The sequence below is a fragment of the uncultured Algoriphagus sp. genome, from assembly GCF_963974835.1.
Taxonomy (GTDB): Bacteria; Bacteroidota; Bacteroidia; order Cytophagales; family Cyclobacteriaceae; genus Algoriphagus.
The window spans coordinates 816587-839664 of record NZ_CAXBET010000001.1; the positions used below are offsets into that span (position 1 = coordinate 816587).

Below are 23078 nucleotides of genomic sequence, written 5' to 3' on the forward strand. Positions count from 1 at the left end.
GAAAAAGTTGGGAAGGTTCTCACTAAATGTTGAGAAATAGGATTTGCTATTATTTAAGTCACCAATAGAATCATTCGAACGCCTGATTATAGCTTGATTCAATTCAGGGCAGAATACAATATTTAGGTGGTGAAAGGCAGGTTTGACACTTTTTACATACAAAATAATTAATTGGATTTTGTACTTTACTAAGATACATCTGCTAAATTGTACTATTATTTTACCAAATGACCCAACACTTACTACCAATTACCCAAATTTTTTAAATGTCTGATCTAAGATTTAATATACTCAATAAGGTTAGGGAGAATTCCAGATACATCGTATATAAAGCGAATCGTGTCTTGGATTCCAAGCCCGTGACGATTCAGACCTTCCGATCTGCTTATCCTACTTTTCGCGATCTTAATCATATGAAGCAGGAATTTTCCATTCTCTCTAAACTCTCCCATCCTAATATAGTACAACCCATAGGCTTGGAGCATTTAGAGAATTTGCCGATTTTAGTCAATGAGGATGTCACTGGCGAGACGCTCGCAGAATACTTAAAAAGAGGTAAGCTGGACATAATTGATTTCCTCAAAATAGCCATGGGAATCACCAGAGCGGTTCTCTACCTGCACAGTAAAAATATTATTCACAAAAATATTAACCCTACCAATATCATCGTGGACAGCCACGGAGAAATCAAGGTATGGGGATTTGACTTTGCGATTGAGCGAGGTCGGGATTTGAATTATTCTAATGTGGGTGAGGCCCTTGAACTAGGGCTTCATTATATTTCTCCAGAGCAAACTGGGCGGATGAACCGACCGATTGATCACCGGACTGACCTGTATTCCATTGGGGCAGTGTTATTTGAAATGATTACAGGAAGGCCTCTTTTTAAGCTAAATGACCCTGTAGAATTAATGCATGCTCATTTGGCACTTTTGCCGGAATCCCCAAAAAAATACCGGAAAGATATTCCTGATGTTCTGGAGAAAGTGATTCTGAAACTCTTAAAGAAAAATACTGAAGAGAGATATCAGGGTTGCTCAGGGTTGCTAAATGATCTACAGCAGTGTTTGGATAGACTTTTGGACATAAACGAAATAACTGATTTTACACTGGGCACTCAAGATCACTTGGATCAGTTTCAGATCTCTTCAAAAATTTATGGTAGAGACCTGGAATTATCACAGCTGAATGAGATTTTCCAGCGCACCAAAAGTCAAAAGGCCGAGCTAGCGCTTGTTAGTGGTTATTCCGGGGTTGGTAAATCAAGTTTCGTTCGGGAGTTTCAGAAGTACATCGATTTGGAAGGGGGTTTTTTTATCTCGGGAAAGTTCGAGCAATACAAAAAGAATCCTCCGCTGAGTTCGCTCTTGCTGGCGTTGAATGATTTGGTTGATCAGATTCTGATTAGAGGTGATGAGCAGCGCGAATATTGGAAAAGCAGTATTCTTCACGCAGTGGGAAATTCCGGAAAGTTGATCATTGATATCATGCCGGATTTGGAGCTTCTAATTGGTCCACAGCCAGAGGTGCCGCAGTTGCCTATGAATGAATCCAAGAACCGATTTAATCAGGTTTTTAATAATTTCATTCGATCATTTGCCAGCCAGGATCATCCTATGTGTATTTTTCTGGATGATTTGCAGTGGCTTGATTCTACTACCAGACGATGGTTGGAAACAACCTTGCAAGATCATAGCCTACGGCATTTACTGATTATCTGTGCTTATAGGGAAAACGAGGTGTCTCCATCTCATCCCCTTATGCTGATGCTGGATAGGCTGAAGGCGCACAATACTATTTCTACGCTGATAGAATTAAAGCCACTTGATCAGAATTCGGTGGCTGAGATAGTATCAGATTCTTTGTCTATTCCACTGGATAAATCCTCCGAACTGGCTCAGATTATCTTCCGCAAGACACTTGGTAATCCGTTTTTTATCCGACAGTGCCTTCTTACGCTTTACGAAAGCGGAGCAATCTATTTATCGAATAATTCACACTATTGGACCTACAGTGCTGAAAAAGCCCATCGGGTAAAAATCTCTGATAATGTCATTGACCTGATGGCGGAGCTGTTTTTCAGGCTTCCTGCTGAAGTTCAGGTCACATTGAAATATGCCTCCTGCATTGGCAATACATTCTCCATTGAAATTTTAAGCGGATTAGTTGATATCAGTGAAGAGGAATTGGACATGCAGCTTAAGCTTGCAGAGAAATTGTGCATCATCGAAAATATCAAAACCAAGGAACGGTCTGGGGATGATGATTATGGATTTCAGCATGATAAGATTCAACAGGCTGCCCTAGGAATGCTTCCTGACCAGGAAAAGAAAGCAGTGCGCTATGCTATAGCAAAGAGTATTTCAGCCAAACTTGGAAATATTGAGAACTCAGACCACATCTATACGGTCACTGATCATTTCAATTTTGCGCAAAGCCTGATTGATGATGAAAAAATCCTAAGAAAATTGGTTTCGCTGAATATAGCCGCCAGCGTTCGCGCAAAATATGCAAATGCGTACGAATCAGCTTTAAGCTATATTAAAACAGCGATGGATCTGGTAGAGCTTAAAAATCTCAATTTGCCCAAACATGTTTTTCGGAATCTCAATCTACAGCGTGCAGAATCGGAGCACCTCGTAGGAAATAATACAGTGGTGGAGGCATTTTTTGACGAAGCATTACTGCATACCGATGATGTCGTAGATAAAGCAAAAGTTACCATTCGAAAAATTCAATTTTTCAATAACATTCGAAATTTTGATGCTGCTTACAAAGCCTGTAGAGAGGTCACTTCAGAGCTAGGGGTCAAAATTCCCGCAACTTTCTCTCCACCCAGTTTGGCGATAGAGTTTGTGAAATATAAAAGCCTGATGGGCAATCGCCAAGTGGAAGATCTGATCAATCTGCCTGAGATGCAGGATCAAAAACTCAAAACGGCTATGTTGCTTATGGCTGCAGCAGGGCAGTCTGCTTTTCAGATCCGACCGGAGCTTTGTGTGCTTGTCTGTGCCATCATGGTTAATCTATGTTTGAAACATGGAAATACGGATGGAGGATTTATCGGCTTCCTGGGATTCGGTCCTGTATTTCATAGCGGTATTCTAGGCTTTAGAACCACAGGTTATAAAATCGGGCAACTTACTTTGGCACTTATAGAAAAATACCATAGCTATGGGGCTAGAGCTGAGGCTAATTTTGTAACGGGATATTTTGCCATTCCCTGGAGAAAATCTGCCTTGGAAATGGAGACTTATTGGCAAAATGCCTACGATTCAGGATTGGAAGTCGGTGACCTTTTCCATGCAAGTTGTGCAAGTTGTGCAATGGTCCAAAGTTATTTTATGCGCGGGGTGCAGTTTGATTCAATACTGGATTCAAGTGCAGCCTATTTGGATTTTCTCAACAGAATCCAATTGGAAGAAGCTGTACTCACCATCGCAGCGGTAAATCAGGCGATAAAAAATTTAAAAGGTCAGACAGTAAACAACCTTTCTTTTTCTGACCAGAGTTTTGATGAAGAGCACTATATACAGCAATTGAGTGGATTTAACTCCCGACATTTTGCTCATTTTTATTACATCAATAAGATGCAGTCGCTCTATCTATGGGAGCAGTACGATGAAGCGTACAAGATCTCCCTACAATCTGATCAGTACTTGAAGGATTCTCCGGGAATGCTTCACACAGCAGAGCATTATTTCTACAAAGGATTAATATTGGCAGCACTATTACCTAAAGCTAATGCTACGAATAAACTCAAATGGGGGAGAGCATTGAGGGGAATTGTAAGTAAATTCAGGAAGTTTTCCCTTCATAGTCCAAGTAATTTTTTGCACAAGTATGAGCTATTGGCAGGAGAACTAGAGAGAGTGAAAGGCTCAGTAGATGGTGCTCAAAAGCACTATTACCAGGCTTTGGAAGCTGCAGAGAATTACGAATACTTGCAGATGCAGGCACTCGCAAACAGAAGGTTGTTTGAATTGCATCTTACTGGCGAAAAAAAGAAAATTGCGGCAATTCATTTGAGTGATTCTGAATACGCCTATGATTTGCTTGGTGCTAAAGGAATTGCAGATTTAATGGCTTCTAAACGGAGTTCTAGCAATTTTTCCCAGAAAGAATTCAGATTTGGACAGCGGGCGGATGATAAAGGCAACGTTCAGAAGTTTTCCAATCAAGATTTGGATCTAAAGTCCGTGATGAAATCATCAGAAGCGATCTCGAAGGAAATCAGACTGAAGGACCTCTTAACTATCCTGATGAGAATCATTATAGAAAATGCGGGAGCGCAGCGGATGGTGTTACTTCTCAAAAATGAAGAAGGATTTAATGTGCAATCCGAATCTTCCACAAAATTTCCGGAACCTAAACTTTTTGAAAATCTTCCGCTGAAACAATTTGATTCTATTGCAAAGGAAGTGGTTATGTATGTGGCCAAGACCAGTAAAAGCTTGATTTTGGAGAACGCCACTCAGGATCTCCGCTTTGCGAAGGACACTTATATTCAGCATGAAAGGATGAAATCCATTATGTCTGTCCCGCTCATGAAGCATAACGAAGTGACAGGTATTATCTACTTGGAAAATAACCTCATTGAGGGGGCTTTCACCGAAGAGCGGCTAAATCTTATCAATATACTTTCCAGTCAGATGGCCATTTCTCTGGAAAACGCTTTGCTTTATCAGAATATGGAAGATAAAATCCATCTGAGGACGAAGCAGCTCAATGAGGAGAAAGAAAAGGCCGACCATTTACTTTTAAATATTTTGCCTCCTGAAATAGCTTACGAGCTCAAAAATCATGGCACATCAAAAGCGAGGCATTTTAGCAATGTCAGTGTGATGTTCACTGATATTGTGAATTTTTCTGGACTATGCGAGAAGCTTTCTGCCGAAGAATTGGTGGCTGAGCTGAATTATTTTTATTGTGAGTTTGACCGGATTGTGGAGAAATACGGTGTGGAAAAAATCAAAACTGTAGGAGACAGCTATATGTGCGCCGGAGGACTGAATCTTCAAAAGGAATTTGACGCATCAAATATCATTTTGGCTGCTTTTGAAATTAAAGACTTCATTCATGCACACGAGCAATCGAAAATTTCTGAAGGAAAACCTGCCATAAGCATGCGGATAGGTATACATACGGGGCCAGTGATTGCAGGTATCGTGGGTCTTAAAAAATTTGCTTACGACATCTGGGGAGACACTGTAAACATTGCTTCAAGAATGGAGACAGCAGGTGATGCAAGTAAAATAAACATTAGTGGACACACTTACGAGTTGATCAAGGGCAAATTTGCTTGCTCTCCACGCGGAAAGATAGAGGTGAAAAACAAGGGACTTGTAGAGATGTATTTTGTAGAAAGTAAAATTTGATCCAAGCGCTCTTAATAGTTTGGGTCAATAGAGTGATAAATTTTAGTTATTCATTTTAAGCCCAGATTTATGAGTTATCTATCCTATCCCAGGATCAATTTTTACGGTAGATTTTTTACAGATCCATCCACCGTAAATAACGATCCCACCCATTATGAAGTGGACAATACAGTTCCTTCTCCATGGCAAAATCCAAAAGGCCTCCACCGTTTTCAGCTGCAGGAGTGTACTGTAGTTTCAGCTATCGGAGCAAATGGGGAAGTCTCCGATCCATTGGTGAATCTCCCTTTTATTACAACCGACAATCCTTCTTCTGCTAAAATTGCTGACATAGACGTATATCAGCAAGGTGTCCCAACTATTTTTGGCATGCAGGTGAGCATACCTATTTCCGATGGGGTGAGTCTTACAGGATTGGTTGATCCGCCAGTTTTAAACCAAATTTGGTGGGTGGCGGTCCTAGCTACTAGAAGCTGGCAGGATTCAGATTATGTCATGGATAGCTTCGGTGGTGATATGAATGCTTGTGGTGTTTTCCAGACAGTCATACGAGTTCCACAAGTTAGCTGGCCCGATGATTCTGTTTCGCCGGTTTTAGCCTTGCTAAAAAGCCGGACCACACTTGAAGAGGATGAATACCTGATCTCTATGAGATTTATAGTGGATGGATATCGCAATGTACCCGAAGATGTCAACTTCCAGACCGGCAGAATCACCGGATCACTAGGTCCTGTTTTAGGATTCGAGCCAAGATATAATCCTGGAGCGAGAATCTTGGCGGGTAGAACTCAGGATAAGAGTGTGCCTTGGAACTGGCCAATGTTTAACAATTGCCCTTTTGTAATAGATCAAAGCCGTAAGCTCCTAATCATAGATCTAGCAAATGGAATCTGTAGACAGAAAGCCGGTGGTGCGCCTGTCGATTTGGGTACATTAACAGCTTTGGTTACACAGATTGATGGATCTCAGGTGTCTTTGGGAAATGTGGATTATTCAGAGTTTTGCTATAATCTCTATTCACATATTGTGGAAATGCCATTGACTGACCAACAGCTGGCATTGGCACTTACCGGAGCGATCAGTCTGAATATGTCCCGAACGGACATTGGTCCACAGGTAGTTTTTCTGGAGGATATTACCCAGACCAATATAGAAGTGGAGGTCCGGCCGATCCGGATGTCTGGATTTCCGGGTACTACCGCTTCCACTAGCGTATATGTAAGTAAGCTTCAACAGCCTTTGGTAGGAAAACAACTTCAGGTGGATGTGGTGAGCGTGCACGGGAATACTCCAGGAGCAACTGTACCACCAAGCAATCCAGGTAACACTCCCCAGGCTGAAGGCGCAATCGAGGCAGCTATTTCTCCGACTAATGAAAATGGATACGCTACGGTGACTATCAATGTGCTTTCTGATCCTGGGGCACGTACTCCACAGCTTGACGGGCAACTTTATTTCATCAATGTTTCTGATCCAGATCAGTTGCTTTCCCAGCCTATCTCTCAAAGTGCAATGATTTCCTGTTTGGTTTGGTCTGCTTATCCCATCAATGAAAACCCGACATGGGAGGAAATACAGGATATCTTCCAAGGTTATGTAAAACTATTTCCAGGAATGACCGAGAAGATCAACCTAAGCGACTATAATTCATTCCAGACTTTTGCTTTGAATCCTCCTTTTGGATTTTATAAGTCGCCTCCAGGCCCTTTGGGAATAGATCGGGGAGCAATTCCTTTTTTCATGAGCAGAGATGTGACAGACCCTAGGTATATGCCTGTGACTAGGGATATGTCTCCTGAGCGAACCATGACAGTTTTATATTTTATCAAGAATATGCAAGACACTCCAATTACTCCCCCGACATCATGAAACGACTTCAAATAATACAACTTACTGTTATTGGATTCAGCGTGATTGCTTTTTCCAGTTGCTCCACTTCACAAAAGACTGAGGAAAGTGCGACTCCAGAGGTTTTGGTCTCCAAACCAATGTTGGATTCCAACGAGGTTGAAGGCGCATTGCCATTTACTATAGAGTTTGTGGAGCAGAACTATGGAGCTAAGCAAGCCTTTCCGAGCTTGCAATCCTATGTGAGCGCTATGAATCAGGACGGTGAACTTTTTATAGCTGGAGGAAGAAGGCAAGGACTGCATACCTTCAATCCAGCTCCTGCTCACAATTTCGTGAAGGATAGTGCAAATAATTTTCTTTATATCATCGATCCTATGGCGGGTGACCAATGGTCCTTTGATGTGAACCAGCTGAGTGATGATTTTTCAGCTCCGCTACAAAGCACCAATCTTCAATCCTATCATGATGAATCTTCCGATTACATGTATATCCTCGGTGGTTATGGCTGGAAAGCAGATGGGACGGATATGGTGACTTTCGGCACAGTGATCCGCTTTAAACTGGAAGATGTCTCCGCAGCTATTAAATCCGGGGCTTCTGCAAGTGACATTGAAGCGATGATGCAGATCGGTAAGGATGATAGGCTGGCGATAACTGGAGGTGAATTGTTTATGATGAACGGGAGTTTTTACCTGATTTTTGGACAGAGGTTTGATGGGCAATACCGGGCATTTGGCGGGACCGATTTTACTCAGGAATACTCTAATGAAATCCGTGTTTTCCGTCTTGACCCACAATCCTTGAAAGTCACCGCTTATGGTGCTACTCCTAATTCCGGAGCCGATCAACCTTTTCACAGAAGAGACGGAAATATATTTGAAAGCATAGACCCTGCGACTGGAAAACAAATAATCACTGCTCTGGGAGGGGTTTTTAAACCGGGAATTATCGGCGCATATGATTACCCTATTTTCATCTCGGGACCATCCACGGTTGCCATGGATTCGTCCGTTCATCAGATGTTCAGCCAATATGAGTGTCCGGTAATTAGAATTTATAACGAAACTCCCCAAGATTCCTCAATGTATCAAACCATGTTTGGGGGAATTAGCAGGTATTATTATTCTCAGACTCCTGATCAGCGCGCGGTATTTGATACGGCTACTTTTCAGGGAAGAAACGATGGACTGCCGTTTATTGCCGACGTCACCACTTTTCAGCAATCCTCATCGGGCACTTACCAGGAATTTATTCTACCAAATCCCATTGTTGGCAATAGACTGTTGGGATCTAGTATTACATTTATAGAAAATAGAGCGCTGGAAGCTGAATTGATGGCTTTTGACAATGGAGTAATTAGATTGAGCAATGTCCCTTCAGACAGTAAAATCCTAGCAGGATATATTTTCGGTGGGATCGAAGCTCAGAATCCTTTTCCCAGCATACCAAATCAGGGCACTTGGGTGTCCAATACGCTTTTTGCTGTTTATGTCACTAACACTCCCTCGGGAGCAATTCCGGCCAGTAATGCCAAAATTGCCAGAAATGGTCCACCGATGACACGTTTACCGCACTAGATGAAAGCCTACTTGATAAAGGATCAAGCAGGCTTATCTATTTTTACAGTTTTTAATAGCGCAAAAATTCGTTATTTCGAGCAATGGAATTACAATACCTGCTGGATGGATTAGCGGAAGGCTTGCAGAATATGACCTGGCTGGAAGCTATCGCCGTATTTTTCGGAGTTGCCTCGGTATTTTATTCCATGAGAGAGCACATCTGGGTGTATCCTACCGGGATTATTTCAACGTTGATCTATGTATGGATTTGTATTCAGTACAAGCTCTATGCTGACATGGGAATTAATGCTTATTATTTTAGCATGTCCATTTACGGCTGGTATGTATGGACTCATCCTAATGAGGGAAAAGTAGAATTACCAGTGACATGGCTTAAAGCTAGTGGATGGGCCATTTCTATAGCAATTTTTATCCTATCCTACTTTATCTTATCCTATGTGCTGGTCAATTTTACGGATAGCGACGTTCCTTATTGGGATTCGTTTACGACAGCTTCCGCATTTGTAGGGATGTGGCTAATGGCCAAAAAGAAAGTTGAAAATTGGATATTCTGGATTTTGACAGATTTAGTGGCTGTGCCACTCTATTTTTATAAAGGCTTAATTTTAACCTCTTTTCAGTACCTATTCTTTACTATTTTAGCCATCATGGGATTAATAGCCTGGATCAAATCAGCTAGGAAAAATGTCTAAGCCAAAACGAATCTTAATTCTCGGTCCGGAATCTACAGGAAAAAGTACGCTGGCCGAAGATTTGGCCAATCATTTTGAAGAACCTTGGGTTCCTGAATATGCGCGCGAATACCTTGAACATTTAGGAAGAGCATATGTTTATGAGGATCTAGTCAAAATCGGAAAAGGACAAGTTGCCTTGGAAGATAAAACAGCAAATAAGGCTGAAGAATACCTTTTTTGCGACACGGATCTGAGAGTTATCCAAATTTGGTCTGAGCATAGATTTGGGAAGACTGACCCTTGGGTTTTGGATCAAATCAAACAACGCAAGTATGATGTGATTCTGCTGACTGATACTGATTTGCCTTGGACTCCAGATCCGCAGCGGGAATATCCTGAACTGGAAATGCGCAATTACTTCCTAGACTTATATAAGAAACTGGCAGAGCAAAGCGGGTTTCCATTTTACCTCATATCAGGTAATAAAAAGAGAAGGAAGGATACTGCAATTCAGGTAATAAATTCGCTCGATAAAGAAGCTTTATAAGCTGACTATTTATCTAATTTCTTTTTGGTCTACCATTTCCCTAAGGATAGTGTAGCTGCTTCCACCAACCTCATCATATCTGGATGAGCGTTGTTGTTTAGAATAATGACGGTCTTATTCTCTTCGATAAATCGAACAATGATGGTTTTGTATCCTGGATTATCTCCCGTATGCATGACCATTTTTCCAAAAGGGCTTTGTGGTTTTATTTCCCAGCCAAACCCGTAATAACTCAGGTAACCTTCGTCTAGTTTGAATGGAGTGTAGGCTTTATCCATCGTCTCCTTAGAAACCAGTTTTTCTGTGTAAAGAGCCTGATCCCACTTATACAAATCTTCTGCATTGCTGCTCACTCTACCTGGGCCTTTTCTGTTACCAAGCCAGACGGTATAATCCGAAGAATGAAATGTATTTGCATTGACATACTTTCCATTTTCATCCTTGAGATGGCCAGCCGCAAATGTTTGCACTTTTGCTTTTTCATCCAATGAACGAATATCTGTATTATTCATTCCAAGCGGTTTAAAAATCCACTCCCGCATTAGTTCAACAAAATCCCTACCCGTTGCTTTTTCCACAATGCTGGCGAGAATAACGTATCCCGTGTTGCTGTACTCATACTTTTCACCTGGTTCAAACGCTTTAGTAGGTTCATACTCCCGCAGGTATTCAAGTATATCGGGATTTCCTGCCACTTTGCTTTTATCCCAGTGCTCATCCATGATGGCCTGATAGTCCGGTAAGCCGCTAGTGTGAGTCAAAAGGTTTCGGATGCTAATTCCCGGATAGGGAGTTTCTACATATTTTGAAGCCATGTCGTCAAAATCCAACAAGCCTTTTTCCTTACACATCATTATCATCATGGCTGTGAATTGCTTAGAAACTGATGCCAGCTCGAAGATATCATCTTCATGAAGGAGGATACGAGTTTCATAATTGCGCATTCCCATTGCGTCTTCATATAGGATTTCCCCTTTTTCAGCTACAAGTATCACCCCTGAAAACCCTTCTTTTTCGGCTCGCTCAACAGCTTCCCTTAGGATTTTTTGCTGGGCAAAAATGTTGGTTTGTATGAAAAAAAAAGACAGAAGAAAGAGAGTGAGGATCCTATCCATAGCAAGGGAGTTTATCTGAAATTTACAAAAGGTTTTCCAAATCCATTATTCCTTTCAATGTAACAATTCGTTTTATCTTGAAAAGTCGGATGGGTCTTATTCTTTTATTAGCTTTTTATAATTGTTTTTCAAAATTCTTAATCACTCAACTAATTAATCTGCTGGTATTTTTAAAACGCTCTAATGATTCTTATATCTGTATTCCAGATCAGTGTAGATATAAACTTTTTTAAATGAAAAAGCCACGGATAATTTCCGTGGCTTTAAATTATTGCTAGAGCTCTAAGAATTAATCAACCCCACCTTTTCTAGTCGGAGATCGAACAGCAGGCCATTCTGATGGCTCGCCGCCTCTTCCTACCGGAACACGTACCTCCCTGGATACCATCTCATCTTCTTCACTTGCCATGTACACCATAATAGCTGCCATGATTACATTGTTTTGCACGTCGTCAAAGATGATTTTGTCATAGGTATCCAAATTCGTATGCCAAGTGTAATTGAAGTAGGACCAGTTCAAAGAACTTAAAGAAAACGCAGGCACTCCGGCAGCCACGAAGGAAGCATAATCAGATCCGCCACCACCTGGATTTCCAGGAAAGTTAGTTTCTATGTCTGTGGTGATATTTCGTGGAACTTTTGACATCCATCTGCCTAAATACTCATAGCTATGGATGAAGCCCTGTCCAGATACATTGGCAACACGTCCAGTGCCATTATCCTGGTTAAATAATGCCTGAATCTTCGGTATCATTTCAGGATGATCTTCCACGAATGCTCTTGAGCCATTCAGGCCTTGCTCTTCAGAACCCCAGTGGCCTACCAAGATTGTGCGCTTAGGATTAGGATACACTTCTTTCAAAACTCTCATTACTTCCATCATCATGATAGATCCAGTTCCGTTGTCAGTTGCTCCTGTACCGCCATCCCATGAGTCGAAATGTGCGGAAAGCATCACGTATTCGTCAGGCTTTTCGGTTCCTTTGATTTCAGCAATCGTGTTGAACGTTGGCACCATCCCGTTTTCCTTGGATTGTGCGTTAAGGTTAATCATTGGTTTTTCTCCACCCTCAGCCAATCTGAAAAGTAGGCCATAATCTTCCAGGGAAAGATCTACCGTAGGTACTTTCTTGGTATAAGCAGAAAAGATTTTATTAGCACCGAATCCCTGAGACCAATAAGAAGTAATAATTCCCAAAGCTCCTGCATCCTCGAGGGCAAGAGGTAATTCTCTTCTTCCTTTTCCTGTCTTCTGGAGTCTTTGGTTCCAAGCTGTATTGGATTCAGTACGCTCTTCTTTCATTTTTTCGAAAGACTCTTCTGTAGCAAATTCTTCCCAGTTGTAATCAGGACGCCCCGTCACCTGAGGAGCCGAAATCATCACATATTTTCCTTTCACTGTAGGAAGCCATTTAGCGAAAGCAACAGAATCCGCCAACTCAGGAAGTACGATCACCTCGCCCTGAGCTCCCCCTTTTGGTGAAGCCGGGCTCCACGCTAATTGAGTTCCCGCTAGAGATCTAGTCCAAGGAGCGACCATATCTATATGGGTAATTCCTCTTTCCCATCCTCTCCACTCTCCCCACTGCTCATTGCGGGCTTCGATTCCCCATCCCTTATATTTTTCTACAGCCCAATCATGTGCCTTCTTCATCTGAGGTGTTCCGACTAATCTAGGACCGATGCCGTCCATCAACTCATGTGCAATCTGCTTTAGTTGGGAGTTTTCAGTTTCCTCTTTAATGATTTTGTCAATCACCTCATTTTGCGCATGGACATTGCTGCCAAGTAGCAGCATTAGGCCAATACCTAATAAGTATCTCTTTTTCATGTGTATATATTTGGTTTTTTCCGCCTAAAAGAAATCCAGACAGTTAATTTAATTTATGTTTAAAATTATGCTTTGGACCGCTGATTTCCGTACCGCTGGTGGATTATTGAGCCTATATTGATTCCTGGGCCAGTGAAAACAATTCAATATCTTAATAGTTTACTTCTGAATCAGGCATCGCTTCCGCTTTGGGTTAATCAAACAAATGGGCCAAGTTTTTTTGGAAGTAATCTGCACTATCCTTAACACTTTGAATGGGGTTATCCGCAAAATTTCCTCCTTGTTCGATGTAATAATATTCCATTCCTGACAGAGCGGCATCTGGGAGAATCTTAGTATAATCAATCGATCCATTCCCCATTTCTGTATAATCTCTGCTGACTTTATCCATGTCTTTGATATGCCACATGACAAATCTTCCAGGTGATTTCACGAAAAGTTCATGCGCTGTAAATGGGGCACTATGGGCTAACCAATAAAGATCGAGCTGAAGTTTGACTAGATTTGGATCTGTGTTTTGAAGAATTATGTCGTAGCCGTTTTCGCCTTGGTGATCTACAAACTCGAAATCATGGTTGTGATAAGCGAAACCAAGTCCGGCCTTGTTCACGCGCTCACTGATTCTATTTAGCTTTCCGGTTAATACTTTAAACTTTTCTATGGATCGGTTTTCAGGATCCAACCAAGGCCAAGTGATATATTTTTGTCCTAGTGCATGTGCCCCTTCTATACTTTGGTCAGTATATCTAAGGAGCTCTTCTGTAGAGCTGTTGAAAAATTTGATAAAATCGTAATGCCCACTGGTGCTTATTAAGGAATTATCTTCCAAAATTTTCTTGAAATCTTCCGCAGGTATTCCATAGAATTGCTTTTTGGCTCCATCATATCCGTAGGTTTCTGTATCCTGATAACCAAAGCCTGCAATGGTTTTTAAGGCTTTAATAGGATCTTCAGCCATTGGTTCCCTGATGGTAAACAGCTGAAGCCCCATTTTGTATGAGTTTTTTTTCGGAATATTGAAACTTAAAAGTCCAAAAGAAGCAGCAGAGATACTTAGTGCTGTCCGTTTGATGACATCACGACGGTTTAACATAAATGTAGGCTTTGGGTAAAATTATAATTTCAATCTCAGCTAGACTGCTTGCTAGTTAAGATGGGAACCGGCAGATTTGCCGAGTATATGTACATTAGCTTTTATTCTTCCCTTCTTCAAAAAAAGTATGGAAGAACAGCAACTGATACTGCACGGCGTCACTCCAATAGTCCCAAGTATGCCCACCTGGACCTGTTATGAAAGAATGGGGAATGTTGTTATAGACCAGTTTTTCATGGAGTTTCACATTTACATCGTAAAAGAAATCCTCGGTACCACAACTAATGATTAATTTCAGTTTATTTGGAATCAGGCGGTTGCTTTGATACATCACAGAATATTCTTCCCAGCGCTCAGGATTTGCGGATTTGTTGCCTAGGTATTTTTTCATCTCCCAATTCTCAGGAAACGGCCCAATATCCACCCCTCCGCTTAAACTTCCTGCAGTTCCGAAGGTTTCTTGATGGCGAAATGCAAGATACAGTGCGCCATGTCCACCCATGCTCAACCCAGTAATTGCTCTACCTTCCCGGCTTTGGATAGTGCTATACTTTTGGTCAATAAACTCTACCAACTCTTTTCCTACATAGGTTTCATATTTAGAACTCTCGACTTCGGGGCTATCCCAATACCAGCTTCCAAAGTTTCCGTCAGGCGTCACTATAATAAGATTATATAAATCCGCATAGGATTCTATTTTCGGCACTTTTTCGATCCAGTTTTTATAATTCCCTGAATATCCATGCAGGAGATATACCACCGGGTAATTTTTGGACTCATTATAGTCTTTTGGGGTGATCACTACTGCTTTGATCTCTTTTTGCATAGCTGCGCTGTAAGTGGATACGGTGTCTACACCTGCCAGGGAAGTAAATGAGAGGAGGCAGAAAAATGGAAGTGCTAGAAAAGAGTAAAACTTAGATTTCATTACCGGAAAGAAGGTTTGATTATTCAGAGTAAAAATGGGTAACATAGCTCGGATTTTCTACATAGAAAGTCAAAAAACCGCTGTCTATTTGCAATAAAATTTCTTCAAAGAATAGTAAAGTGGTGGAGGTTTAATGATAATTTTAATCTCCGGTATACAGTTAATTGACCTGTCCTTAGAGCAGGTTTTCTAAAAAATCTGATTTACAGTTGCCCCAAAGATTATACGATATCACGCCTCGTTTTTTCGAAGTCTTTAGATTTTATTCATACTTTCTCATTTCAAATAATTCATGTTTAGGAAGTCAAGGTTTTGAGTTAAATTATTGCCGAATTATTCCACCATCAGCATGAAAAAACTTTTACAGCCAGCTGTGCTTCTCGCGTTTGGGGCCACATTTAGCTTTGCAGCTTTGGTACCAAAATCCAATCAGCAACTTGCGCTTTTGTCAAACTCAGACATTTCCATTTCTGATAGCACAAAGAAGGACTCCATCATTTCTCCTAAGTTTAAAGATCTACCTCTCAAGCCTGAGCGGGAAGTCAAATTTAACACTAAAGAGGGAACATGGATGAGTATTGATGTGAGCCCTGATGGACAATCACTTGCATTTGATCTTTTGGGAGATATTTATACTATTCCGATTACCGGTGGAAAAGCTACTCCGATCACATCTGGAATGGCCTATGAGACCCATCCTCGTTATTCACCTGATGGGGAAAAAATACTTTTTACCTCCGATCGTGAAGGAAGTGACAATCTGTGGTACATCGACATGATGAAAAAAGACACGGTACAAATCACCAAGGATAAAAACGGTGATGTGCCTAGTGCTGCCTGGACTCCCGATGGAGATTACATCGTAGTAGCAAAGGGAAGGAGAGTCACCAAACTCTGGATGTATCATAAGGATGGGGGTGGAGGAATCCAGCTGAATGAGGAACCATCAAGTATGAAAACTATTGATCCGGTGGTAAGTCCTGATGGTAAGAAAATCTATTTCTCCTATCGGTCGGGATCGTGGAATTACAATGCGCTGCTCCCTCAATATCAGATCGGTACCTACGATTTTGACAAAGGAGAAATTAGCGGTATTACCTCCAGATATGGCTCAGCTTTCACACCTACCTTAAGTAAGGATGGACGCTGGATGGTTTACGGGTCAAGATGGGAAGAGAAAACCGGTTTGGTAATCAGGGATCTAAAGTCAGGGGACGAAAGATGGTTGGCTTACCCGGTGCAGCGTGATGAGCAAGAATCAATTGCTCCTCAGGGTGTTCTTCCTGCTATGGCTTTTACCCCTGACAGTAAGTTTGTGTTTGCATCCTATGGAGGAAAGATCTGGAAAATACCTACAGAATCCGGAGATCCTCAGGAAATACCCTTTGAGGTGGATGTGAATCTTGCCATGGGACCACGCCTTTATTTCAATTATGAAATCAAAGACACCACGGCTGCGTTGGTCACCCAGATTCGGGATGGAGTTCCCTCTCCTGATGGTAAGAAACTGGCTTTCACAGCATTGGATAGACTATATGTGATGGATTATCCAGATGGAGAGCCGCGGAGACTGACTTCCAATAATTTCACTGAAGCTATGCCAGCTTGGAGCCCAGACGGAAATCAATTGGCTTTTGTAACCTGGGAAGAAGAAACTGGTGGGAATCTTTACAAAGCAACTCTTTCTGGTAGAGGAACCATTACAAAATTAAGCACAGAAACAGCTCTATACTCTCAGCCTGCTTGGAGTTACGATAATAGAATCGCTGTTTTCAAAGGAGCAAATAGACTGCTTAAAGACAATGAAGGGGCAAGCATTGATGGATCAGAGGCTGAATTGATTTGGATACCGGCTGCAGGAGGCCAGTTCAGAAAGATCATGGATGCCAATAATCACGGAAATGTGCATTTCACTAAAGACACTTCCAGAGTGTATCTGAATGGTTCGGGTGGGACTTTGCTGAGTGTGAATTGGAGTGGAAAGGATGAAAAGGAATATGCAAAAATCACAGGCATTACTCCTTTTGGATCCGTTGCAGAATCTCATGACACACATGAACATACTACTGATCCTAGCCAAGCAACAGACGTGCGCTATGTAATGGGGATGCCAATTTCCAATGCAGATGCTGTTAACTATTGTATGCTTCCAGAAGGAGCTACTGCGCAGGAACCTCAAATGAGACCTAGCAGCGCTAGCACTATTCTGATGGCTCCAGAAGGAAATCTTGCTTTGGCACAAGTGAACAATAATGTATATGTCATTAAAGTGCCAACTGTGGGTAAAACCCCAAGTATCAACGTAGGCGATCCAAGTTCAAGTAATTTCCCTTCCCGCCAACTGACTGAAATAGGCGGCGAGTGGCCGGCTTGGGAAGAAAATGGTAAGAAAGTCCATTGGTCACTTGGAAATGGACACTGGGTGTATGACATAGACAGAGCAGAAGCTGTAGAAGATTCTGTGAAAGCTGCTAAAAAAACCAAAATTATGGCAGATGCAGACAGCGTCGCAGCGTTGAAAGCACTTGGGCCTGAAGCAGTGAAAGCTGCAGATTCTGTAGCGAAGCTAAAGAAAGAAGCTCTTGCAGAACTATTGAAAAATGACAAGGAAAAAGCCAAGGCGGACAGCGTACATAAGGCTGAACTAAAGGAAAAAGAGACATATAAGCCAGCTGAAAAGCAGGTAAAGGTTTACTACGAGAAAGATATTCCTAAGGGATCTGTTTTGCTGACCAATGCAAGAATAGTGACCATGAAGGGGGATGAGGTTATAGAAAAGGGAGACATCCTGATCGAAAATAATCGGATCAAAGCGGTAGGAAGCTCGGGGTCATTGGATGCAGGAAATGCCAAAGTCATGGATATGTCGGGTAAGACCATCACACCTGGCTTTATAGATACGCATGCCCACATGTGGCCAACTTGGGGATTGCATAAAAACAGTGTTTGGATCTATGCAGCAAATCTTGCTTATGGTGTCACCACTACCCGTGATCCTCAGACAGCAACCACAGATGTACTTACCTACGGAAATATGGTGGATGCCGGGATGATTCCTGGCCCAAGAATCTATTCTACAGGACCTGGGGTTGGCTACTGGATGTATAATCTGAAGTCTCTGGATCAGACCAAAGACGTCTTGAAGCAATTCAGCAAATACTTCAATACCCAATACATCAAAATGTATCTAGTTGGGAATCGCCAGCACAGACAGTGGGTAATCATGGCTGCAAAGGAGCAAAAGCTGATGCCAACCACTGAAGGTGGATTGGACTTTAAGTTAAATATGACCCAGTTAATCGATGGCTATCCTGGTCATGAGCATGCTATACCTATCCATCCACTTTACGGTGATGTGACGAAAACCATTGCAGAAAGCAAAATGGCGGTAACGCCCACCTTGTTGGTGGCTTACGGAGGTCCGTGGGCAGAAAACTTCTATTACACTACCGAAAGTCCGCTTCACGATGTTAAGCTGAACCGCTTCACCCCTTACGAAGAACTGAATGCCAAAGCCCGCAGAAGAGCAGGCGGCTTGGGAGGTTGGTTTGCTCCGGAAGATCACGTGTTTTCCAAGCATGCAGAAGGAATCAACTCAATTTATGAACAGGGCGGCTTGGCAGGTATTGGCTCACACGGCCAGCTCCAAGGTTTAGGATACCATTGGGAACTTTGGTCAGTTGCAAGCGGAGGAATGAACAATCACAACGCTCTTAAGGTAGCAACCATATCAGGTGCTGAAGCACTTGGGTTGGATAAAGATTTAGGAAGTATAGAAGTAGGCAAACTTGCCGATTTGGTAATCATGGACAGCAATCCTCTGGAAAACATACGTAATACAAATACAATCAGCAAAGTGATGAAAAACGGAAGGATCTACGATGGAAATACGTTGGATGAAGTCTATCCAACACCAAGAAAAATGGATGTGACACCTTGGACTAAAGTTGCTCCGGTGCCTAATACAAGTTTGAAGTAAAAGAAATCAATTTAATCCCTCAGTTTAAAGCTGAGGGATTATTTCAGGCAATAAGTCTTTTATATAAGATTAGATTTTTGATTTGCTCTAATTTTGGAGTACATGGCAGTTTGTAACTGCAAATTATTCACAACACTTAAACTCAAATAATCCAATTAAGCCGGAAGGAATCGGAATATGGCAACTGAAATTATAAACACAACCCCAGATTGCGAAATAGTAAGTTCAAGAATATTTGACACGGGAATAAATAAACTATTTCGGGCTTGGTCTGACCCAAATCATCTCAAAAATTGGTGGGGACCGAAAGGCTTTACAAATACTTTTAACGAGTTCGATTTTCGGGTTGGTGGCAGATGGAGTTTCATTATGCATGCTCCTGACAAGGGAAATTTCAATAATGAATGTGAATTTATTAAAATAGACGAACCTTATTTAATTGCTTGGAAACGCTACTCTAAACCTCTTTTCCAGGTCGTAGCAAGTTTTGAAGAAATGTCACCTGACAAAACAAAACTCGTTTTCAAAATGCTGTTTGATACGGCAGAAGAATGTCGAAAAATTAAAGCTTTTGCAGTGGACAAGAACGAGGAAAATTTTGACAGACTTGAAATTGAATTAACAAAAATGACCAACTAACAATCTTCCTATCAGGCAGTATTTTGAGCAAGATGAACGATGGAGAAATCCATTAAACTTTTTCATAAAACTCTCTTCGAAGTCAAGTGAAAAACTCAAAAATTCAATTGAGCCTGCAATCGCAATAAACTTCCAGCTTGTCGGTTATCCTGCACCTGGAAATCTTCATATCTACGATTTGAGAAAGTGTACATCGCCACTAATTCAAAAGCTTTCATCGGTTGCCACTCTAGTCCAAGTTCCAGTTCTTTTACAGTGTAGCTTCTTGCATCCATTTCGTGCTTTTTCCCTCCATCGTAGTATTGCAATCTGGTAAATGGAATGAAATTTCCCGTTATATAAGAGAAGGTTACATAACCTCCACTTAGATTTTGAACTTCTATTTTCTGAGTTTCTTTGTTAAACTCAGGGCCTTTACCAATCACATATTCAGCCTGAATCCCGAATGGTTTCGGATAGAGCACGAATGAAACGGCCGCACGTTCATCCAGGTATTCCTTGCTTGCATTTGCATTGATTTCAGGACTTGTTTCCTGCAATACATACTTGCCATGATATGCCTGAATTCCCGGCTCAATCACTTGATTCCCCACTTCTATAGGAAGAGAGAATCGGGTGACTACGTGGAATTTACCGTTTCTGTCTTTATGATTTGCTGTCTGTCCATTGTAAATCCCTAAAGCGAATACTCCAAAATCACCTGAGTGCTTCATCCCGTCTTTTTTCAGTTCATTCATCATATTCCTCTGTTGCTTGTTTGCCCAGTAAAAAAACACCCCAACATCCCGCTCGTCTTTTAACCCACTATTCAGCGCATCGTCCCGGTCCAAAGGAAGGCGCTGACTGCTGGATTGCATATTCTCATAGCCAAAAGGCACCTTACTTTGACCGATTCTAAGACGGAACTCATTGTTCCTATCCAATCCCAAATCAAAGTAGGCATCCTTCAATCTACCGACATGGTGGGCATCGCCAACAGATTTTGCGAAATCGGGCTGGAAGTAAAAGAATACACGTGGATGAATCTGACCGTAGAGTTTAAAGCGCAGTCTTCTAAGAGACAAAGAATTTTCTTCCCCTCCCCAGCCCTCATCACATTGCTCACATTCCAGTTCTGGATTACTCTGCAATCCGTTGTACCGAACTTGCATATATCCGCCCAGATGGATTTTATCAAACCATCCTAAGGTAGATGTTTGCTCCGCTTTATTTCCTTCTTGAGCCTGCACCAGAGTAAAGCTGATAAGAATTAGGAATGTGGCAAGTGTGAGTTTCTTAAACATTTTGCTGTTCATTGAGGTAAAAGCCAACTGGATTTGGCAATGGGAAAAGGATCAAATGGACTAAGGTTAGTCGTTGATTTTATGGAGTATTTCTCCAGTGGTACTGAAAAACACTTTCCATTCCTCTTTATAGTTCTCAAGCTCAACTTCGTAAGTGACCTGCTTTCCTTCTGTGATTTTCTTTACTCCGTCAATACTTAGGTCTTTGAATTCAGTATTGATTTTTGAAGTCACTTCATTTGGGAGATTGCCTTTGGAGATTTCCTCTTCATGTTTAAGTATATTGCCTGCGGCGTCATACCAGATTTCATGATCTGTACCCCAGCCAATTTCAAAATCCACATTAAAGTTTTCCCCATCCAGTTCCCACTCGATGTCAGTTGCTTTGGGGAATTGCTTTTTGAAATTGTTTGAGACTACAGAAGGTACTTCGCTTGCATGGATGTCCTGAGCAAAAGTAGCTGTGGAAATAAGTGAAAGTACTGTGGCGATAAGTGTGATTTGCTTTTTCATTGGTATATAGTTTTAAGTTATACCTCAAAGAAAAAGGGGGAATCTGGAAACAATTGGGAAAATGTAAGGGATGGAAAAATACCTCTCAAAAAGTTAAAATGATTTTATAGTATACGCTCCTGAATATGCTCTCAGCCTTTTATCCAGAAATTGGTCAAGAGATGCGAAATCACATTGTTTCCATACAACGAAAATTTTAAATTAGGTTGATCATTGTCCTATTTTTCCGGAATTATTTTCCTGCAATTACCCAATCTCAACTGATGAAGAAATTACTCATTCTTACGATACTATTCCTGGCTTTCTATTCCTTTGGATATTCCCAGGTAAAGAATAAAAAGCCCAATATTGTCCTGATTTTTATTGACGATATGGGCTGGGCAGACTTGTCCTCTTTTGGAAACACGGACGCGCAAACGCCGAATATTGATAAGATTGCCAGCGAGGGAATTTCCTTTGAGCAGTTTTATGTGAACTCTCCCATTTGCTCCCCTTCACGAGTGGCAATCTCTACTGGCACCTATCCACAGCGATGGAATATCACCTCTTATCTGGATCATCAAAAGAATAATAGTGCCCGTGGTATGGCCAATTGGTTGGATCCTTCAGCTCCTATGCTCGCTAGAAATCTGCAACAGGCTGGCTATGCCACCGGTCACTTTGGCAAGTGGCACATGGGTGGGCAGCGGGACGTTACAGATGCTCCTCCGATTAAGGAATATGGTTTTGATGAGTCCTTGACAAATTTCGAAGGGATGGGTCCAAAACTTCTGCCTTTGACCAAAGATGAGACGGGAAACGTCGGGAGGATTTGGCAAGATGCTGAGATTTTGGGTGAGCCTTTTACCTGGATGCAGCGTTCTGAAATCACCACAGGCTTTGTGGATGCTGCGATAAATTTTATGTCGGAAGCAAATAAAGAAGGCAAGCCATTCTATGTAAATCTTTGGCCTGATGATGTCCACAGTCCTTATTGGCCTCCATTTGAAGAATACGGATTGGCAAAGGAAGCTGGTAAAAGAGCTTTGTATTTGGCGGTATTGGAGGCAATGGATAAGCAAATGGGAAAGCTGTTTGATTACATCCAGTCTGACGAAGAGTTGAAAGAAAATACCTTGATACTCTTTTGCTCTGACAACGGTCCGGAATTAGGAGCTGGCAAAGCAGGCGATTTGAAAGGTTACAAAACTCATCTTTACGAAGGAGGAATACGATCTTCATTAATTGTTTGGGGGCCAGGGTTTATTAATAAGAGTGCTGTGGGTAGCCGAAATCAGGAATCCGTATTTTCTGCCATTGATTTTACTCCCTCGCTTTTGGCTTTTACAGAAAGCCCCAAAACCAGCATGACGGATGGGGAAAATGTGATAGAAACTATTCTGGGAAGGTCTGATGATTCCCGACAAGCTCCTATTTTCTATAGCCGTCCTCCTGATCGAAAGAATTATTATGGAATTGAGAATCTACCTGATCTTGCTGTGAGGGATGGAAAGTGGAAATTGCTTTGCGACTACGACGGAAGTCGTCCGGAACTCTATAACATATCCGAAGATCCAGGAGAAACAAAAAACCTAGCCGAGGCCAATTCTGAAGTAGTTAAAAGACTTATCAAAGATGTCACTTCGTGGTATGCTTCTATGCCCCAGCTTTAAGTAAGTTCTTGCCAA

14 protein-coding genes are annotated in these 23078 nt (G+C 41.7%); 8 read left to right on the top strand and 6 right to left on the bottom strand.

Going from position 1 to position 23078, the window contains the following annotated elements; translation table 11 throughout:
- The first annotated feature begins 266 nt into the window (after positions 1 to 266).
- The 5 genes from AACZ73_RS03675 to AACZ73_RS03695 all read left to right on the top strand — a co-directional run bounded on the left by AACZ73_RS03675 (position 267) and on the right by AACZ73_RS03695 (position 10030).
- Positions 267 to 5378, top strand: a complete 5112-nt coding sequence (locus AACZ73_RS03675; protein ID WP_339875510.1) for an adenylate/guanylate cyclase domain-containing protein — start codon at positions 267 to 269, stop codon at positions 5376 to 5378.
- Positions 5379 to 5447: 69 nt separating this feature from the next.
- Positions 5448 to 7247 carry a hypothetical protein gene (locus tag AACZ73_RS03680; protein WP_339875511.1) on the top strand — a complete coding sequence of 600 codons (1800 nt, stop codon included), beginning with the start codon at positions 5448 to 5450 and terminating at the stop codon, positions 7245 to 7247.
- Positions 7244 to 8806 carry a hypothetical protein gene (locus AACZ73_RS03685; RefSeq protein ID WP_339875513.1) on the top strand — a complete coding sequence of 521 codons (1563 nt, stop codon included), beginning with the start codon at positions 7244 to 7246 and terminating at the stop codon, positions 8804 to 8806. The genes AACZ73_RS03680 and AACZ73_RS03685 overlap by 4 nt, the downstream gene beginning before the upstream one ends.
- Positions 8807 to 8889: 83 nt before the next feature.
- Entirely contained in the window at positions 8890 to 9501 is a 612-nt protein-coding gene (gene pnuC / locus AACZ73_RS03690) for a nicotinamide riboside transporter PnuC (protein WP_339875514.1), read from the top strand.
- Positions 9494 to 10030 (top strand): ATP-binding protein, encoded by a 537-nt coding sequence (locus tag AACZ73_RS03695; RefSeq protein WP_339875516.1) that lies wholly within the window; start codon positions 9494 to 9496, stop codon positions 10028 to 10030. Before pnuC ends, AACZ73_RS03695 begins: the two co-directional genes overlap by 8 nt.
- Before the next feature lie 29 nt (positions 10031 to 10059).
- Here the strand turns inward: AACZ73_RS03695 and AACZ73_RS03700 are convergent, their stop codons facing one another.
- The 4 genes from AACZ73_RS03700 to AACZ73_RS03715 all read right to left on the bottom strand — a co-directional run bounded on the left by AACZ73_RS03700 (position 10060) and on the right by AACZ73_RS03715 (position 14997).
- Complete coding sequence (locus AACZ73_RS03700; RefSeq protein WP_339875518.1) at positions 10060 to 11145, bottom strand: serine hydrolase domain-containing protein; 1086 nt, start codon at positions 11143 to 11145, stop codon at positions 10060 to 10062.
- 289 nt (positions 11146 to 11434) lie between these two features.
- The gene (locus AACZ73_RS03705; RefSeq protein WP_339875520.1) at positions 11435 to 12976 is read right to left on the bottom strand and encodes a M20/M25/M40 family metallo-hydrolase; all 1542 of its coding nucleotides are present in this window, start codon (positions 12974 to 12976) and stop codon (positions 11435 to 11437) included.
- A gap of 193 nt (positions 12977 to 13169) precedes the next feature.
- Positions 13170 to 14069 (bottom strand): sugar phosphate isomerase/epimerase, encoded by a 900-nt coding sequence (locus AACZ73_RS03710; protein WP_339875522.1) that lies wholly within the window; start codon positions 14067 to 14069, stop codon positions 13170 to 13172.
- 94 nt (positions 14070 to 14163) lie between these two features.
- Complete coding sequence (locus AACZ73_RS03715) at positions 14164 to 14997, bottom strand: alpha/beta hydrolase family protein (RefSeq protein WP_339875523.1); 834 nt, start codon at positions 14995 to 14997, stop codon at positions 14164 to 14166.
- A 349-nt stretch (positions 14998 to 15346) separates the two neighbouring features.
- Between AACZ73_RS03715 and AACZ73_RS03720 the strand changes: the two genes are divergently transcribed.
- Both AACZ73_RS03720 and AACZ73_RS03725 read left to right on the top strand, forming a co-directional pair.
- Complete coding sequence (locus tag AACZ73_RS03720; protein ID WP_339875525.1) at positions 15347 to 18976, top strand: amidohydrolase family protein; 3630 nt, start codon at positions 15347 to 15349, stop codon at positions 18974 to 18976.
- A 177-nt stretch (positions 18977 to 19153) separates the two neighbouring features.
- Entirely contained in the window at positions 19154 to 19615 is a 462-nt protein-coding gene (locus tag AACZ73_RS03725; RefSeq protein ID WP_339875526.1) for an SRPBCC family protein, read from the top strand.
- Positions 19616 to 19710: 95 nt separating this feature from the next.
- On the opposite strand, the gene AACZ73_RS03730 is transcribed toward AACZ73_RS03725, so the two are convergent.
- Positions 19711 to 20898: a porin gene (locus AACZ73_RS03730; protein ID WP_339875527.1), complete on the bottom strand. Its 1188-nt coding sequence runs from the start codon at positions 20896 to 20898 to the stop codon at positions 19711 to 19713.
- A gap of 66 nt (positions 20899 to 20964) precedes the next feature.
- The gene (locus AACZ73_RS03735) at positions 20965 to 21411 is read right to left on the bottom strand and encodes a PepSY-like domain-containing protein (RefSeq protein ID WP_339875529.1); all 447 of its coding nucleotides are present in this window, start codon (positions 21409 to 21411) and stop codon (positions 20965 to 20967) included.
- A 263-nt stretch (positions 21412 to 21674) separates the two neighbouring features.
- Here AACZ73_RS03735 and AACZ73_RS03740 point away from each other — a divergent pair, with 263 nt between their 5' ends.
- Complete coding sequence (locus AACZ73_RS03740; RefSeq protein ID WP_339875531.1) at positions 21675 to 23063, top strand: sulfatase-like hydrolase/transferase; 1389 nt, start codon at positions 21675 to 21677, stop codon at positions 23061 to 23063.
- Positions 23064 to 23078 lie beyond the last annotated feature (15 nt).